Below are 15,087 nucleotides of genomic sequence, written 5' to 3'. Positions count from 1 at the left end.
CACCTTGGAGACTGCTCGCCAGGCCAACGCTCTAGTGCGAGCCGACAAACGACCGTGGATATTTCCACTCCAACTATCGATGACACCTCGACAAAGCGCAGTCGAGACAACCAGACCACGGCGCGGGTATGACCAGCGGCCTGAAGAAGGTCATGACCTTCGCGCCCGCATCGATCATTAGCCTTGAGTAGCCGGACGGAGCAAGCCTGAATGCTTGGCCGAGTGCTCTCAACAAGGGCATGGCTTGATCCTGATCGGAAATCTCGCAACGGCTACTCGCCTTAACCCTAGGACTTCGACGATGGGAGGACGATGGCAGCAGCGCGCATCTGAGATAGGGCGCGGCGGCGGACACTAAACGGCAACTTGATAGGCGCCCTGTTAGGAGCGGCCATCTTGTCAATCTCCGGAACTGCAATATCTGGGCTTCCGGAGTTGGAGGCGCTGAGAAACGTCTGACCCGCCCTCTGGCTTGCAAGGGGATCCCCATCACGGGTGAACTCTACAGCATCCGGTTCGGAGACGACGGCTATTGTGACATCAACATCATCGTGCTCGCTCCATCGGGCTTCGGCATGAAGGCGCGGCTTCGAAGGCCGACTCGGCACTGACAGGAGCCATTTTGGGATAAAGGACTGCCGCGAAGCTCACGAGGGCGTGCTGGCTTGCAGACCCGTACAGGATGCTACCGGGGGGGGTTAAGCAGCCCCCGCTTCAGGGCTGTAATGTCCGAGCCTATTCGGCTGTCTGATGGGTCATCATTTCCACGGAGCCACTTTTGCCCACATAGCGGCGTGTTCCTGCCCGGCAGGATTGGGGCGCATTGCGGAACGGCAGGCTCGGGCCGTGAACTGACTGTCGGCTTCTGGCGGCGCAGCTTCGAGAGCCGACGCAGGTCGGCCCAATTCATCTCGCCAACCTACGATAGTAGGCACCAGCATCACCCGGTGTTGGTCAAGCCGAAACTGTGCTACCCGCCAGACGAACAACATAGGAGTATAAGCGTGAGTGAACCGACTGTGGCAGATGCGACAGACAGCATCTATTCGTCGCTCCAGGCGGACAATGCAGACCTTGACGCGCATATTGCGATCCTCAGGGCAGCGCTGACGCGGGCGGGTCTGAAAGAAGCCGTGTTCGACCCGGCTAGGCTCGCACAGGGCAACCGGTCGGGCAGAAAGCTGATGCAGGCTTATTTTCGACAGCGCGGTGTTACGGTAAAATTCTCGTCCACGTGAGGCCTTTGATAACGTTGGTCGGCCGTCAGGTGCTGCTCGCTGCACGGCACGATGTTCGCGGGCCAACGGGGCGCAAACTTGGCCTGATCACCTTCGACTAGACTCACTCGACGCTCTTACCTTCAACGGCCGCGTCCCAACGGCCGTTTGCGGACTGTCTGGTTTCGGCTGAAGCACTCGGAAAGCGGACAGACTTGCCCAAGTTCGCTCCGGCGTTTTCGACAAAGCGCTTGGCTGACCGGCTCGTCTTGTTATTTGCCCAAGGTGCGCGGTTTTAATCAGACCGCCTGATAGAGCGACGGGCAGCGAGGCGGTAACGGAACCGGGCTGGATCGCCATCCGCCGCAAGAAGCTTCCGGAGGACGCCGTGGTACGCAACGCCCCGCGCACCAAGCCGATTGACCAGGAAAGTCGCTTGAGGGTCCAACTGCCGTCATTCGCGATTTGAATGTGCCGCGGGTGGCAAGGTCAGTTGAGGGAGCGAAACCTGACCACAACGGCCCGCTGTGCCTCCAGCCGCCTCACTGCCCGCTGCTCACGATCGTTCGGCAAGTTGTCGATCGCAGATCGATTAAAGGAAGGAGACAACACATCAGGGCAGGCGGACCAGGCGTTCCTCGAGCAGAGTTAGGAGCGCTCCGTTGTCGACATGCGTGACTACGGAGACATTGGAGGGCTTTGGTCGGGTCTCCATCATCTCAGGCCAGAAATGGCTTCGGCCCTCACCCAGTCCGGGAGACCAATCGATCTGCATGTAGCCCCGCTCCGACGTGAACATGCCCGGTTCAACCAGGAATGCGACGGGACAGGTGTCATGAAGCAGCGGATCGGAGCGCCCGTACACCTTCAGCATGTCGTGCAACTTGCGGGCAGAGTTGCCGCCGCCTCTAGCGAGGCGGCCCAGAAAATCAGGGGTCATCGCAACCCGGCTTGTAACGTCGAGACCAAAAATCCGGAGATCGGCACCGGATGAGAGCACAACATGAGCAGCGAGGGGATCGGACCAGAAGTTGAACTCCGCGGCCGGCGTGATGTTGCCGGCCGTAAACGCCGCCCCTCCCATCACCAAAATTGCGGCGGCGCGTGCCAGCAGCCCCGGGTATTTGATCTCGACCAGCGCGAGATTCGTCAACGGGCCTACGGCAACCAGCGTCAGTTCCGCGCCTTGCGGACCGGCAAGGGCCGCGGCGATGATGTCCGTCGCATGGTCGGAGCCGATGGAATTCCCCGACCCGATATCGATTCCGCCGAGGCCGTCCTCGCCGTGGCTCGTGCTGCAGCGCGGCTCGGAGTAGGCCAGCGAACGCGCGGCCCCGGCATAGACGGGGATGTCGCCTGCGCCGAGCAGATCGAGCAGCCGGCGGGCGTTGCGAGAGGTGGTCTCGACCGGCCGGTTGCCTGCCACCGCCGTCACGGCGCGCAGCCTTATCTCCGGAGAGGCGACGGCGAGCGCAAGGGCGATGGCATCGTCGACGCCAGGGTCGCAATCCAAGATGATGCCGGTCATGAGGTTCCTCTCGAGCAACGTTCCTGCAGCAGTGGAGGGCGGCGTCCTCGCCTGTCAATGCCGCACGTCGTTCTGTAACAGGAACCAGCGAGCGTCGCCCCAACGTCAACCCGCGCGTCGGTTTTTAACGCAAGGAGGTCGTTTCCACCGCCTCCGTCAGCCGCCAAACACAGGATGCCTCTTCGGCACCGTGCCCGGTCCAGTACTCGGCCATGAAAGGGAAGAGAGATTCATGAGTAATTACGTCAGCAGCGGCAACCGGGTTCCCGGCCACATCGATGAGATGGCCGAGGCGGTCAGGTCCGGAAAGATGGACCGTCGTGAGTTCCTGGCCTTGGCGAGCGTGTACGGCGCCTCGACAGCCATGGCCTATGGCATGATTGGCCTCGCCGCCCCCGGCAAGGCGGAGGCACAGGAGCCGAAGAAGGGCGGCACGGTCCGCTGCGCCATGTTTGTCAAGGACATGAAGGATCCCCGGACCTGGGACTGGCCGGAAATGAGTGTCGCCTGCCGTCAGTTCCTTGAGCCCCTGGTGAAGTACACCGCCGAGTACACTTTCGAGCCGCGCCTGCTCGAAAAATGGGAGGTGAACGATTCCGCCACCGAATACACGCTGCACGTGCGTAAGGGCGTTACCTGGAACAATGGCGACGAGTTCAACGCGGACGACGTGATGTTCAACCTTCTGCGCTGGTGCGACGGCACCGCCGAAGGCAACTCGATGGCGGCACGTCTGAGCAGCCTAATCGATCCGGCGACCAAGAAGGTGCGCGAGGGCGCCATTACCAAGGTCGACGACTACACGATCGCGCTCAAGCTGGAGGCCTCGGACATCACCGTCATCCCCGGCTTCACTGATTATCCGGCGCTGGTCGTCCATCGCGACTTCGAGAAGAACGGCAACGATCTCGTCGCCCATCCTGTCGGGACCGGTCCGTTCGAGCTCGTATCCTATGATGTGGGCACCAAGGTCGTCCTCAAGCGCCGTGAAAACGGCAATTGGTGGGGCGGCGAGGCTCTGCTCGATGGCATCGAGTTCATCGATTATGGCTCCGACCCATCAGCGGCCGTGAATGCGTTCGAGGCGGGCGAGATCGATACCAATTACGAGACCTCCTCGGACTTTGTCACCATCTTGGATGATCTCGGAATGGTGAAGTCGGAGGCCAACACCTCGGCAACACTGCTCGCCCGCTTTAACGTGCTGAACAAGCCTTACGACGAGCAGGCCGTGCGCAAGGCACTGCAGATGTGCGTGGACAATGCGGTCGTGATGCAACTCGGGATCGCGAACCTGGGCGCGGTCGGCGAGAACCATCACGTCGCGCCGATCCATCCCGAATACGCAGAACTGCCGAAGCCGACGCGCGATATCGAAGGCACCAAGAAGCTGATGGCCGGGTCGGCACATCAGGACTACGAGCACGACCTCATCACCACCGACGAGGACTGGCACAAGAACAGCGGCGACGCGATCGCCGCGCAGATCCGTGAAGCCGGCTTCAAGGTCAAGCGCACGGTGCTGCCGGGCTCGACGTTCTGGAACGACTGGACGAAGTATCCTTTCTCCATGACGGCCTGGAACATGCGTCCGCTCGGGGTCCAGGTTCTGGCTCTGGCCTACCGGACCGGTGAGGCGTGGAACGAGTCCGCCTACTCCAATCCCGAATTCGACAAGAAGCTCGCCGAGGCGATGGCGATCGCGGATCCGGACAAGCGTCGCGTCGTGATGAAAGATCTCGAGCAGATCCTGCAGGACTCCGGCCTCATCATCCAGCCCTACTGGCGCTCTGTGTTCAACCACTCGGCCCCTTACGTGAAGAACCATAGGATGCATCCAACCTACGAACACGAATTCGCGCAGGTCTGGCTCGACAAGGAAGCCTAGTCGCGCCGGTCGCGTCCACGGCCGGGGTATTTTCACCCCGGCTGTCTTCCCTTCCACCCTCGAAGGCTTGGGCGTCCATTGCTGGTCTTCCCGTAGTTGCCTCGGCGAAGATGATCGTCAGCGCCTGTCCGCTACATCGACGACGCCTTGCGGCGCGCATAGTGCCAGTGATGAGCCTCTCCCCTGACGGTGGCCTTGCAAGAGCGCTGGCTGGCCGGGCGCCCGCTGGAGCAGTCGTCGGCGCCGTGGACGAGGCGGACGTCACACTGCCTTGCAATTCGGTGAAGATTGACCGTCGAGCGGGCGAGCCATGCAACGAATGCACGCCAGTCAGGCACATTCCTGCAACTTTTCGCGCGTCGTCCCGCAATCCATGCACAAGGATCTCATAGACGCCAGGGAACTTGCAATTTCCTCTGCTTCGCAGCTGGCCCTCTCGAATCTTGATCTGCCAACCCCGCGGGAAGCGACAAAGCCGGGGTGGAAGCGAGCGGTCCATGGCCTGGTTCAATCGTCGACGATCGCGGGTTCGTTCGGCAAGCGGGCCCTGGCTGTCGGGAGCGCCAAGTCCGCCCCGCTCCCGCCCATAACAATGTCCGGGCGTAATGGAACCTCGGGCTTGTCTCAATGGGCGGTCCAGCCGCCGTCGATCGGGAGAGCAGCACCCGTGATCGAAGCGGCGGCATCACTCGCCAGGAAGGTGGCGAAGGCCGCGATCTCCTCGATTAGCGCGAACCGCTTGTTTGGCTGCTCGGCGAGCAACAGATTGCGGATGACCTGCTCGCGGGGCAGTCCATGTGTCTTCACCTGCTCGGTGATGCGCGCCTCCGCGAGGGGGGTCCAGACGTTTCCGGGGCAGATCGCATTGCAGGTGATGTTTTCCTCTGCCGTCTCGAGGGCAACCACCTTGGTCAGGCCGATGATACCGTGCTTGGCCGCCGCATAGGCCGATGTGAGCGGTGCGCCCACCAGCGCAAGTGCCGAGGCGATGTTGATGATGCGGCCACCACCTTGCCGGCGCATCGCTGGAAGGGCATTGCGGATGGCATGGAAGGCGGAGGACAGGTCGACTGCGAGGATCAGATTCCACTTCTCGACCGGAACCTGATCGACGGGGCCGACATGGAAGATTCCGGCGTTGTTCACGAGCACATCCAGGCGACCAAAGCTCTCGAGGGCAAGGTTGACTAGGCCCGAGATCTCGTCCGGCCTGGTCATGTCTGCGGCCGAATAAACTGCCGTCGTGCCGGTTTCGCTTCGCAAGCCTTCAACGATCGCGTCGATCTCCTCGGGCTCGCCGAAGCCGTTGAGTACGACCGAGGCCCCCGCGGCGGCGAACCAGCGGGCGACGCCAAGGCCGATTCCGCTGGTGGAACCTGTGACAAGCGCCACCTTGCCATCGAGTATCCGCGCGGTCTCGGCCACGGGGGGGGGAAGGTGTTTTGCATGATAGGTCTCCTGCCCCAGTTCTATTAGGTCTATTCATCCATCGAGGTCGCCGGTCTCCGCGATCGCCGTCCTACCCTGCCGTCATCATCATGCCAGGCCGGGCCTCGTGCAGGATGAAGCCCTCCATCGGATCAAAGTCCCCTGCCCAGGGCGCCAGATCCAGAACCCGGCTGGTATCGACATACCCGGCCTCCCAGCGACGGCGAATGCCTCGCGGGCTGAAGTCGATGTCCTTGGTGTGGTCATCCCCCTCGAAAGGCGGAGCCAACAGCCGGACCACGTGCATGCGGGTCAGGCAGCCGTAGCCTGCGAGCTCCCGCACAACCCCGGTCATCTGCTCTGTTTCCGGCAACCGCTGCACGAGCTCGGCGATCACATGGCGCAGCCGGTGGATCTGTTTCTGCCGGGCGATGTGGCTGATCGCTCGGCTGGAATATTGGAGGTCCTTTTGTCGGCTCATGACCTGCCAGATCGTGTCCGGCTCGCCCCCTTGCGGGCTCCATATATGGACCGCGAAGATGACCGAGTTCTTCCGTGGGTTGTCATCGAAGACGGCCTCCACGGGTGTATTCGAGAGGATGCCACCGTCCCAGTAGAGATCGCCATCGATGCGGACTGCCGGAAAGGCAGGCGGAAGCGCGCCGGATGCCATTACGTGCCGGACATCGAGATCCATGTCGCGGCTGTCGAAGTACCGCATCTCGCAGGTGCGCACGTTCGCGGCGCCGACCGTGAGGCGGGTCCCGGTGCCATTGATGCAGTCGAAATCCACCAGGTCGGACAGGGTCTCGGCCAGAGGCGAGGTGTCGTAGTAGCTTGCGGATTCCGGTCCGAGGGGAATGTGAAAGCCCAGGAAGGCCGGTGGGTTGGGCCTGAAGAAGGCCGGTATGCCGTGAGTGATCGTCGTCGCGTTTGTCGCAACTGATCCCACTACCGGCCAGTTCTCCAAAAGCTTCACCCAAGAGCCGGATTGCATACGGCTCCAGAACTCCTGAAGCCGCTTCATGCGATGCTCCGGGGCATTGCCGGCGATGAGGCTGGCGTTGATCGCCCCAATCGACGTGCCGATCACCCAGTCCGGCTCTACACCGGCCTCATGCAGAGCCTGATAGGCACCGACCTGATACGCGCCGAGCGCCCCGCCGCCCTGCAGCACCAGGACGATCTGGCCGAGCTCCTTCGGGATTCGTCGCATCGGGGCCGGTACGACGTCCGGTAGCCGTTGTTCCGTGATCGCTTCAGGTGGGGTTCCGGTCCGTTCGAGTTCGGTGATGAGCGCTTCGTCGGAGCCGCCTTTCGAACCGAGGGCATCGGATCTGACGTGTTTCAGCATGGCGTCCTCCTCAGTGGGCCGTCCAACCGCCGTCAACCGGAAGCGCGGCGCCAGTAATGGAGGCCGCGGCGTTGCTGGCCAGGAAGGTGGCGAAGGCTCCGATCTCTTCGACGGTGGCGAACCGCTTGTTGGGCTGCTGCGCCAGGAGCACGTCCCTGATTACCTGCTCGCGCGGGATGCCATGGGACTTGGCCTGGCCTTCGATCTGGGCCTCGACCAGCGGAGTCCACACATAGCCCGGGCAGATCGCGTTGCAGGTGATGTTCTCCTCCGCCGTCTCGAGAGCGACCACCTTGGTCAGACCGACAATCCCGTGCTTTGCAGCCACATAGGCTGCCTTGAACGGGGAGGCGACGAGCGCGTGCGCGGAAGCGATGTTGATGATGCGGCCCCTCCCCTGACGTCGCATGGCCGGAAGGGCCAGACGGATCGTGTGGAACGCAGAGGACAGGTTGATGGCGAGAATCGCGTCCCATTTCTCGACCGGGAACTGGTCGATAGGGCTGACGTGCTGGATCCCGGCGTTGTTGACGAGAATGTCGAGGCGGCCGAAGGTCTCCAGGGCCAGATCCACCATCCCGGCGATCTCGTCCGGCCTGGTCATGTCGGCAGCCGAATAGACTGCCTTGGCACCGGTCTCGCCCTGCAGTCCCTCGATGGTGGCGTTGATGGCGTCGGCCTCGCCGAAGCCGTTGAGGACGACCGAAGCTCCGGCAGTTGCGAATGAGCGGGCGATGCCAAGGCCAATGCCGCTGGTGGAGCCGGTGACGATTGCGACCTGACCGTCCAGAACTCCCGCGGGAACGGTCCCTGGCTGGGTGTGGGCGAGGTTCATGATGATCCTCCTGCAGGCTTGTGGTGACTCATTCGGCTTCTACGGAGGGTCGCTATCGAGCCCCGGAGACGGCTAGTGCACAGCGGCCGGAGACGAGGCCGGCGCGTCGCGCCCTGTCTCGGACAAGGGCCTCTCGGATTCGGGTCGCAGCCGAATGGCGAGGAGTGCGGCGATCAGGAGCGATACTCCGACCCCGGCAACGCATGCCGTCCAGCCAAGGCGATCGAAGAGCTGACCCAGGATCGTACTGCCAACCAAGCCGCCCGAAAAGTAGGAAGCAAGGTAGAGCCCGCTCGCCGAGCCGCGATCCGTCGTGGCCACACTGCTGACGAACCCCGTCGTGGTCGCCTGGGCGAAGAAGGTACCGATGCCCACGAGCATCAGCCCGAACAGGACCGCGGGGAGGCTCGATACGACCAGCAGGGGCAGGCCGAGTGCTGCAACCGCCAGCGATCCCCACAGGGTGGTTCGGGTCCCGAACCATTGAACCGCACGGCCGGCCAGCAGGGTCGTGACGATGGAAGGTGCGAAGACGAGGTAGACCAACCCGAGGGACATCTGACCGATCGCGATCGGCTCGCGGACCAGAACGAAGTTCACGTAGGTGAAGGTGCCGATGAAGGCGAACAGGATGCAGAAACCGATGGCGAAGCTGGATCGCAGGAGCAGGTTGCGCAGGTGCTCGACCCAGATCGAGTATGGCGATCGGCTGGGTTCGTCCCCAGCCGGCATCATCGCCGATTGCGTGAGCCAGAGATAGACGATCACCGCGCCGAGAAGGTTCAGCCCCGCCAGGGACAGGAACGTTGCCGGCAAACCGAGATGGTCGGCCAGCCCCGCCGCCAGAAGCCGGCCGAACAGATTGCTGGCGACATTGCCGGTGATATAGGCCGCGAAGGCACCACCTGCGTCCGTGGCGCTGCAATGCTCGCCGAGATAGGCGAGCGTGAGCGTGAAGGCGGAGGCCATGCATAGCCCCTGGGCGATCCGCAGCACCGTGAAGGTCGCGAGGTTGGGCGCAACGGCAAGAAGGGCGGTCGGGATCGTCAGCAGCGTGAGGCTTATGAGTATGCCGCGCCTGCGGTCGATCCGATGGCTGAAGTAGGCGACAGCCAGGCAGGCGACCGCCATTCCCATCGTGGTCGCATTAACGGCGAATCCCATCGCCGCCGGCGTCACGCCGTAGCTCCTGGCCAGAGCCGGCAGTATGGCCTGGGTGCCGAACAGATCGACCACGGTCAGGAAGGCGATCAGGCCGATCAGGATCGTCCGCTCGAGCGCGCCGCCATGATGGCGCTGCATCGATAGTGTTTGGTCTTGGCTGGATACTGTCATCTTTGTCTCCTGTCTCAGGAGAGTCGGCTGCTGCTTGGCTTGACGGATCGAGCACCAGCCGAAGCAGGCACTCGTCACATCGCGTGAGGGTTGGCCTTGGGCATGTCGTGGAACACGTCGGAGGAGAGCAGCACGACGGGAGTCGTGCCCGTGTTCTTCCACCAGTGCTGGACACCGCTCTTCTCAACGGAGACCTCGCCGGCTTTATGCACGATCGGGACCGAGCAGTTGCTCGCATATTCCTCGATCGTCCCCGAGATGATGTAGATCAGGGCCGGGCGGTCCTCGTGGCTATGCCAGGGAACGACGCCACCAGGCTGGATTTCCAGCTTCCGGGTCCGCAACTGGCGATCGGCGAGGTTCACCTTCTCCTTCGAGAGATCGATCGTAGCCAATACCGTATCCGTGACGCCGTTGGGCTGCGTTTCTCCCTGGGTGCGCGCGCCGGCACTCATCTTGTCTGCAGGACACTCCCCTGCGTTTGCTGAGGCAACCAGGATTGTCCCCCAAAGGAGAGCGGCCGCGGAAAGTACTTGCCCGACCATCAACGTCCCTTGAATTCGGTTCAGCATGTCGATGTCTCCTCTATTCCGCTGCTCCCGGATGCGGGCGCCCGAGACGCGGTTGCGTCATGGTCGTTCAGGCCCGGGCTCATTGGAAATGCCGAGTGAGCTTCGATTCCATAGCCCGCGGCTATCGACGCAGCAGGCCCGTCGGCGGTAGTCTGATAGCCCGGCATGCGGCAGGGCCGATGGCGTTGTAAGGGCCAGTCAGCAAAATCGGAGGGATGCTCCGATGGAGATGCACCAGGTCAGGTACTTCCTCGCTGTGACCGAGGAGCTGAATTTCACGCGGGCTGCGGAGCGATGCAATGTCGCGCAGCCTTCGCTGACCAGAGCCATCAAGCTGCTCGAGGAGGAACTTGGCGGCCTTCTATTCCATCGGGAACGCTCCAACACCCATCTGTCGGAGCTTGGGCGCATGGTCAGGCCACACCTGGAAGAGGTACTTGCCCAGTCTCAGGAGGCCAAGCGACAGGCACTCGACTTCACCAAGCTCAAGAAGACGAGCCTGAAGCTTGGCGTTATGTGCACCATCCAGCCGGATGAACTGATTGGCCTTGTCAGCGGCCTGCAGCTTCGGCACCCGGGCATTGAGCTGGAAGTCATTGATGCCAGTGCGGCCCAGTTGGAGCAGCGGCTTCTGAAGGGGGAGCTCGAGATGGCGATCTACTGCATTCCAGGCCAGAATCCGGATGACCGCCTGCACTACATGCCCCTGTTCCAGGAGCAATTCATGATCGTGGTATCGCGCGACCACCCCTTGGCGCAGCGCAACACGATCCGGCCTAGCGACCTAACCGGCGATCGCTACCTCAACCGGATCAACTGCGAGTTCTACTGCTATGCCGGCGCGCTATGGCGTGAGCATGGCTTCGAGGGATGCGAGACGGTGTACCGGAGCGAACGGGACGATTGGATCCTGGCCATGATTGCCGCCGGGCTGGGCTTTGGCTTCATGACACAGAGCTGTGCCAAGCATCCCCAGGTGGTATGCCGGCCCATGGTCGACCCCGAGTTCTGGCGCGAGGTCAACCTCGTGACCGTGCGCGGCCGTCCGCACTCGCCCGCGGTCGGGGTGTTGGTGAAGGAGGCGATGAGCGCACGCTGGCTCGGCCAGCCGGCAATTGCCGCACGGTCCGGAAAGGAGACGGTGGCTGTCGAGCGAGAATCCTGAATCCGCGAGCTTAGGGCTGACCAGCACAGTCGACCCAATGCCACCCGCGCAAGTTTCGGACGATAGCTGGCGGGTATCAAATCGGGAGCGACTCGGCATTTCACCATGCAGGGGACCTTCTTCATGCTGCTCTAGTGGCTCGTGCGTGGTGCACGAGTGGCAGCTCGGAGGAGTGCTCCATGGCTACCCGAATTGCAGGCCTGTGCGCCGCCGTTCTCATCCTCTTTGCCCCCATTTTTTCGCCCGCCATCACCAGAGCGGAAGAGCCCGGTCGGCAAAACTTGGACAACGGAATCGTCAAGGTGAAAAGCGCCTACACATTCAGCGAGACGATTGACCGGATAAAGCAGGACGTGGCCTCGAAAGGCATCATGTTCTTCTTCTCCGTCGACCAGTCCAAGCTGGCGGGCGATGCCGGGATCAAGTTGCGACCTTCAACCCTACTGGTGTTCGGCAACCCGCCTCTCGGCTCCCAGTTTATGACCTCCAATCCGATTTCGGGAATCGACTGGCCGGTGCGCCTGCTCGTGTTGCAAGACGAGGACGGTACTGTCTGGGCGGCTTACAATGATTTCAACTACATTGCCCGCCGTCACGGCATAAAGGATCGCGATGCTGCTTTTCAGAAGGCATCGGAGGTCATTGGATCGATCACTTCAAGTATCGTCAGATAGGCAAACTCAGCCCTGCACTGCCCCGAACGCAAGCGTGGGCGTGAGGAGCGAAGACGGCGTTGATCGCTTGCGCCCATGTCTGCTTCCAGGAAGCAGAAACAGCCTGTCACTATCGCCGATATCGGTGCAAAGGTGACTTCGGTTACACGCTCGCCGGAACGTCCGCTTCCGGGCGCACGCAAAATTTGCCTCTACGGCCGAGTTCGGCGCAAAGCAGTCGTTCCGAAGTCGAGCGGGGTGCCTCGTTAGGGCCAATGCGGAACGCAACCTCTTCAGACTAACAAACCACGGCCCAGGGCTCTCGTTGATCCAACCAGTTGGTGGTTACGCTGGGCACGGGGTTCTGCTCGGTCTGCCAAGCATGGAAACGGCTACCAAATGAGAGCTGCAAGGCAGGCACACGTTCCAGGCTAGGTTGATTGCGCGTGCTACCGGATCTTGCTACGATTCTGCTACAGAGACGAGCAAAAAGCCATTATTTTTCAGTTCCTTCAGCCCGGCATCGCCGCCTCCCGTTGGGCGTACCACTGATTTTCAATGCCTTGGCAGCATTTCCCAAAAACTCATCAAGCATCAGTCGAATATACGACTACGCGCGTGGGCGAATGGCCACGCACGAATCCCTGGAATGGGGCAGGATTCGCACTCTCAGCATCGTCCGCAAATGGACGAGGTGGCCGCATCCGGCAGTCCTCATAGCGCAGTGATTCCCACTCCGCCTCCCCAAACTCCTCCGCCGAGCCGGTGCGTGGCTCGGCCCCGAGTTGGGAGAAGGCCGCAAAGGAACTCATTCCTATGACTCGAGCGATCAGCCAGAAGGTGGAGCCCGGCCACGTTTTCCGCGGCTAGACTCAAGCGGCATGGATTTGAATTGAGCCCGCAGCGAAACGTCCGCAAAGACGTTGGTCGGGGTCAACCGGGCCTCCTTTTTCAATAGAGCACGCCGGCGGCTCGCCAGCGTCATAAGTCGGACGCCGCTGGGCCTCTGGATTGCCTGGAACAGAACACCATCTTCTGTGAGGCGGTCCCAGGCGCGAGACGGTCATGCCCGAAGAGATCGAAATCGATACCGATCAACTCCACGACGCAGTCCAAGAGGAGGTGGAGAAACAGGGCAGCACGCTCCTCCGCACGATTGCATTGACGACTGCGCTCTTTGCCGCCTTGGCGGCAGTGGCCTCATTGCTGGCCGGCAGCGCGGTGAATGAGGCACTCGCGCTCAAAACCGAGGCTGCGCAGCTACAGGCGCAAGCATCTGACCAGTGGGCGTACTACCAGGCAAAAGGCATTAAGGCCGTCGTTCTCGGCTCCCAGAGGGAAGTTCTTGCCAGTATGGAGAAGCCGGCTTCTCCAGACGTCGAAAAGGACCTCTCGCGCTACAAGGACGAGCAGCAGGATTCGCAAAAGAACGCCCAGGCGTTCGAACAGCAGCGCGACGCGAAGAACACGGAGGCCGACGACCTGATCCATCGCCACCATTTCTTCGCCTACACCGTAGCACTTTTGCAGGTCGCTATTGCCCTAGGCGCTGTGGCTGCATTGACGCGGAAGCGACTTGCGTGGCTGGGTTCGGCAGCGCTTGGTCTTGTTGGAGCCGGAGTCTTTCTGTGGGCAGTTGTCGCAGGTTAGCTTGGTCGCTCAAAGGAATGGCGGACGGACGACGTTAGGGCCCACGAGGCGATAGGGCGGGGGTGGGATCCGGAGGGTTCCACGGGGCCGGCCAAGCTGGCGTGGGACACGAGCAGTCCGCCGGATCTGAACAATGCGAGCATGACTTGACCAGGCTGCGCCCTCGCGCCGTCTAAAGGCGGACGGCATGCGCCCTTGAACTAGCCGCAAGCCGTTGATCCCCGGTCGATGATGTTCGAGGCCGCTCAATGCCGAAGAAGCGACAGCCGGTTGATCGTAACCCCGATTGTAACCCCGATAGCCGCTCCGATCGCCTTCACTAGGGCGTCATCGAAGCGCGCATGCCTGGTTGCAGCAAGAAGCTGAGCAGCCTCAAACACGAATGCCAACCCAATGACGAAGCAGGCAGCCAAAAGCCAGCGTCGCGGGTATCCGATCACAAAAGCCAAGCCGAGAAGCCCAAAGGCAACAAGTCGCTCCACGCTTACGGGCTGATGTGTCACCGGCCGCGCCTGTATCGGCGAGATTGTCACATACAGAATGGCGGCGAGCAGCAGCCATGCAATAGGTCGCGCGAACGATTTTATCATGTGCCGCCTTTACCCCAGGCGATGGCAAAGCTCCACACGACAAAAGGTTGCGCGAGCATGGCTATACCACCTGGATGTATATTTCCCGGTCGGGCTTCCATGCCTGGCTCAAACCGCAGCCCGAGCACCCGATTCCGGCAGGACGAGGTGCTAGTGATGGCAATCGGCCGGAGCTTCAAGAGCAGTTCCAACGCCTGATGATCAACCTCGGCAGCTGCTCGATGAGCCGGTAAGGCAAAGTCTGGGACAATGCCGCCATGGAGATTCTTCTCGTCCCTGACAACCGAACGCACGGCGCGCAAGGTCTACGGGACGAGGAATGACGCCGGGCCGGGCGTGTTCGACTACATCGAGCGCTTCTACAATATTCGGTCGAGGCACTCGCCGATGGCAATCTGGGTCCGTCGAGTTCGAGGAACAAGCCATGTCAGCTCAAGGATGGGTCCGAAAGACCGGTAGCAGGCCAGAGATCGAGCAGCGGCTCTCGCGTGCAGCAACCTTGATTGCCGAGGCAAGATTTAAACTTCCGACCTTCAGGTTATGGTGAGCCCGCGAACGACGAGCTACCTCCGGGCAGGCTGCTCTACCCTGACCATGACGCCGTAGGACCAAAAGCAAAAAGCCCGGCGCGCGGCCGGGCTTTGAACTGGTTGCGGGGGCAAGATTTGAACTTGCGACCTTCAGGTTATGAGCCTGACGAGCTACCGGGCTGCTCCACCCCGCGCCATTCGTAGGCAACCGCCTACACAAGAGATCGATTCTGCCATCGTCGACCGCCTTTCGGAAGTCGATCCTGTAAAGAGAAGATTCCATGCGTTTAGCAGACCTGGCAGCGACTTACTCTCCCGCGTCTTGAGACGAAGTACCATCAG

12 protein-coding genes, 1 tRNA gene and 1 pseudogene are annotated in these 15,087 nt (G+C 61.7%); 6 read left to right on the top strand and 8 right to left on the bottom strand.

Annotated features, from left to right (window positions below; all coding sequences use genetic code 11):
* Nucleotides 1-1,004: 1,004 nt before the first annotated feature.
* Nucleotides 1,005-1,238 (top strand): hypothetical protein, encoded by a 234-nt coding sequence (locus HUI96_RS27825; protein ID WP_188257961.1) that lies wholly within the window; start codon nucleotides 1,005-1,007, stop codon nucleotides 1,236-1,238.
* 592 nt (nucleotides 1,239-1,830) lie between these two features.
* Here the strand turns inward: HUI96_RS27825 and HUI96_RS27820 are convergent.
* Nucleotides 1,831-2,745: a nucleoside hydrolase gene (locus tag HUI96_RS27820; RefSeq protein WP_188257960.1), complete on the bottom strand. Its 915-nt coding sequence runs from the start codon at nucleotides 2,743-2,745 to the stop codon at nucleotides 1,831-1,833.
* 232 nt (nucleotides 2,746-2,977) lie between these two features.
* Here HUI96_RS27820 and HUI96_RS27815 point away from each other — a divergent pair, with 232 nt between their 5' ends.
* A complete protein-coding gene (locus HUI96_RS27815; RefSeq protein ID WP_188257959.1) occupies nucleotides 2,978-4,633 on the top strand; it encodes an ABC transporter substrate-binding protein in 1,656 nt (551 codons plus the stop codon).
* A gap of 624 nt (nucleotides 4,634-5,257) precedes the next feature.
* On the opposite strand, the gene HUI96_RS27810 is transcribed toward HUI96_RS27815, so the two are convergent.
* From HUI96_RS27810 to HUI96_RS27790, 5 genes are all read right to left on the bottom strand, one after another.
* Nucleotides 5,258-6,025, bottom strand: coding sequence for a 3-hydroxybutyrate dehydrogenase (locus tag HUI96_RS27810; RefSeq protein ID WP_337918671.1), 768 nt, complete (start codon nucleotides 6,023-6,025; stop codon nucleotides 5,258-5,260).
* A gap of 127 nt (nucleotides 6,026-6,152) precedes the next feature.
* Entirely contained in the window at nucleotides 6,153-7,277 is a 1,125-nt protein-coding gene (locus HUI96_RS27805; RefSeq protein ID WP_237684434.1) for a patatin-like phospholipase family protein, read from the bottom strand.
* A 148-nt stretch (nucleotides 7,278-7,425) separates the two neighbouring features.
* Complete coding sequence (locus HUI96_RS27800; protein ID WP_188257956.1) at nucleotides 7,426-8,250, bottom strand: 3-hydroxybutyrate dehydrogenase; 825 nt, start codon at nucleotides 8,248-8,250, stop codon at nucleotides 7,426-7,428.
* A 72-nt stretch (nucleotides 8,251-8,322) separates the two neighbouring features.
* Entirely contained in the window at nucleotides 8,323-9,585 is a 1,263-nt protein-coding gene (locus HUI96_RS27795) for an MFS transporter (protein WP_188257955.1), read from the bottom strand.
* Between the two features lie 74 nt (nucleotides 9,586-9,659).
* Complete coding sequence (locus HUI96_RS27790; RefSeq protein WP_237684431.1) at nucleotides 9,660-10,040, bottom strand: cupin domain-containing protein; 381 nt, start codon at nucleotides 10,038-10,040, stop codon at nucleotides 9,660-9,662.
* A gap of 340 nt (nucleotides 10,041-10,380) precedes the next feature.
* Here HUI96_RS27790 and HUI96_RS27785 point away from each other — a divergent pair, with 340 nt between their 5' ends.
* From HUI96_RS27785 to HUI96_RS27775, 3 genes are all read left to right on the top strand, one after another.
* The gene (locus HUI96_RS27785) at nucleotides 10,381-11,322 is read left to right on the top strand and encodes a LysR family transcriptional regulator (protein ID WP_188257953.1); all 942 of its coding nucleotides are present in this window, start codon (nucleotides 10,381-10,383) and stop codon (nucleotides 11,320-11,322) included.
* Nucleotides 11,323-11,501: 179 nt separating this feature from the next.
* Entirely contained in the window at nucleotides 11,502-11,996 is a 495-nt protein-coding gene (locus HUI96_RS27780; RefSeq protein ID WP_188257952.1) for a DUF302 domain-containing protein, read from the top strand.
* Between the two features lie 1,044 nt (nucleotides 11,997-13,040).
* The gene (locus HUI96_RS27775; RefSeq protein ID WP_188257951.1) at nucleotides 13,041-13,625 is read left to right on the top strand and encodes a DUF4337 domain-containing protein; all 585 of its coding nucleotides are present in this window, start codon (nucleotides 13,041-13,043) and stop codon (nucleotides 13,623-13,625) included.
* 245 nt (nucleotides 13,626-13,870) lie between these two features.
* Here the strand turns inward: HUI96_RS27775 and HUI96_RS27770 are convergent, their stop codons facing one another.
* A complete protein-coding gene (locus HUI96_RS27770; RefSeq protein WP_425299317.1) occupies nucleotides 13,871-14,212 on the bottom strand; it encodes a VanZ family protein in 342 nt (113 codons plus the stop codon).
* A gap of 182 nt (nucleotides 14,213-14,394) precedes the next feature.
* Between HUI96_RS27770 and HUI96_RS27765 the strand changes: the two are divergent.
* Nucleotides 14,395-14,605, top strand: a pseudogene (locus HUI96_RS27765) (IS3 family transposase); the annotation flags it as partial.
* Nucleotides 14,606-14,862: 257 nt separating this feature from the next.
* Here HUI96_RS27765 and HUI96_RS27760 read toward each other — a convergent pair.
* Nucleotides 14,863-14,939, bottom strand: a tRNA-Met gene (locus tag HUI96_RS27760).
* Between the last annotated feature and the right edge of the window lie 148 nt (nucleotides 14,940-15,087).

The sequence above is a fragment of the Pseudaminobacter soli (ex Zhang et al. 2022) genome (genome assembly GCF_014595955.1).
GTDB classification, from domain to species: Bacteria; Pseudomonadota; Alphaproteobacteria; order Rhizobiales; family Rhizobiaceae; genus Kumtagia; species Kumtagia pseudosoli.
Note: the sequence above shows the minus strand (reverse complement) of the source record. Positions and strands in the feature narration are given on the sequence as shown.

Excerpts from the sequence above, each read along its gene's own strand:
- HUI96_RS27815 (WP_188257959.1), top strand. The coding sequence starts at position 2,978 with ATGAGTAATTACGTCAGCAGCGGCAACCGGGTTCCCGGCCACATCGAT.
- HUI96_RS27775 (WP_188257951.1), top strand. The coding sequence starts at position 13,041 with ATGCCCGAAGAGATCGAAATCGATACCGATCAACTCCACGACGCAGTC.
- HUI96_RS27785 (WP_188257953.1), top strand. The coding sequence starts at position 10,381 with ATGGAGATGCACCAGGTCAGGTACTTCCTCGCTGTGACCGAGGAGCTG.
- HUI96_RS27805 (WP_237684434.1), bottom strand. The coding sequence starts at position 7,277 with ATGCGACGAATCCCGAAGGAGCTCGGCCAGATCGTCCTGGTGCTGCAG.
- HUI96_RS27790 (WP_237684431.1), bottom strand. The coding sequence starts at position 10,040 with ATGAGTGCCGGCGCGCGCACCCAGGGAGAAACGCAGCCCAACGGCGTC.
- HUI96_RS27820 (WP_188257960.1), bottom strand. The coding sequence starts at position 2,745 with ATGACCGGCATCATCTTGGATTGCGACCCTGGCGTCGACGATGCCATC.
- HUI96_RS27800 (WP_188257956.1), bottom strand. The coding sequence starts at position 8,250 with ATGAACCTCGCCCACACCCAGCCAGGGACCGTTCCCGCGGGAGTTCTG.
- HUI96_RS27780 (WP_188257952.1), top strand. The coding sequence starts at position 11,502 with ATGGCTACCCGAATTGCAGGCCTGTGCGCCGCCGTTCTCATCCTCTTT.
- HUI96_RS27795 (WP_188257955.1), bottom strand. The coding sequence starts at position 9,585 with ATGACAGTATCCAGCCAAGACCAAACACTATCGATGCAGCGCCATCAT.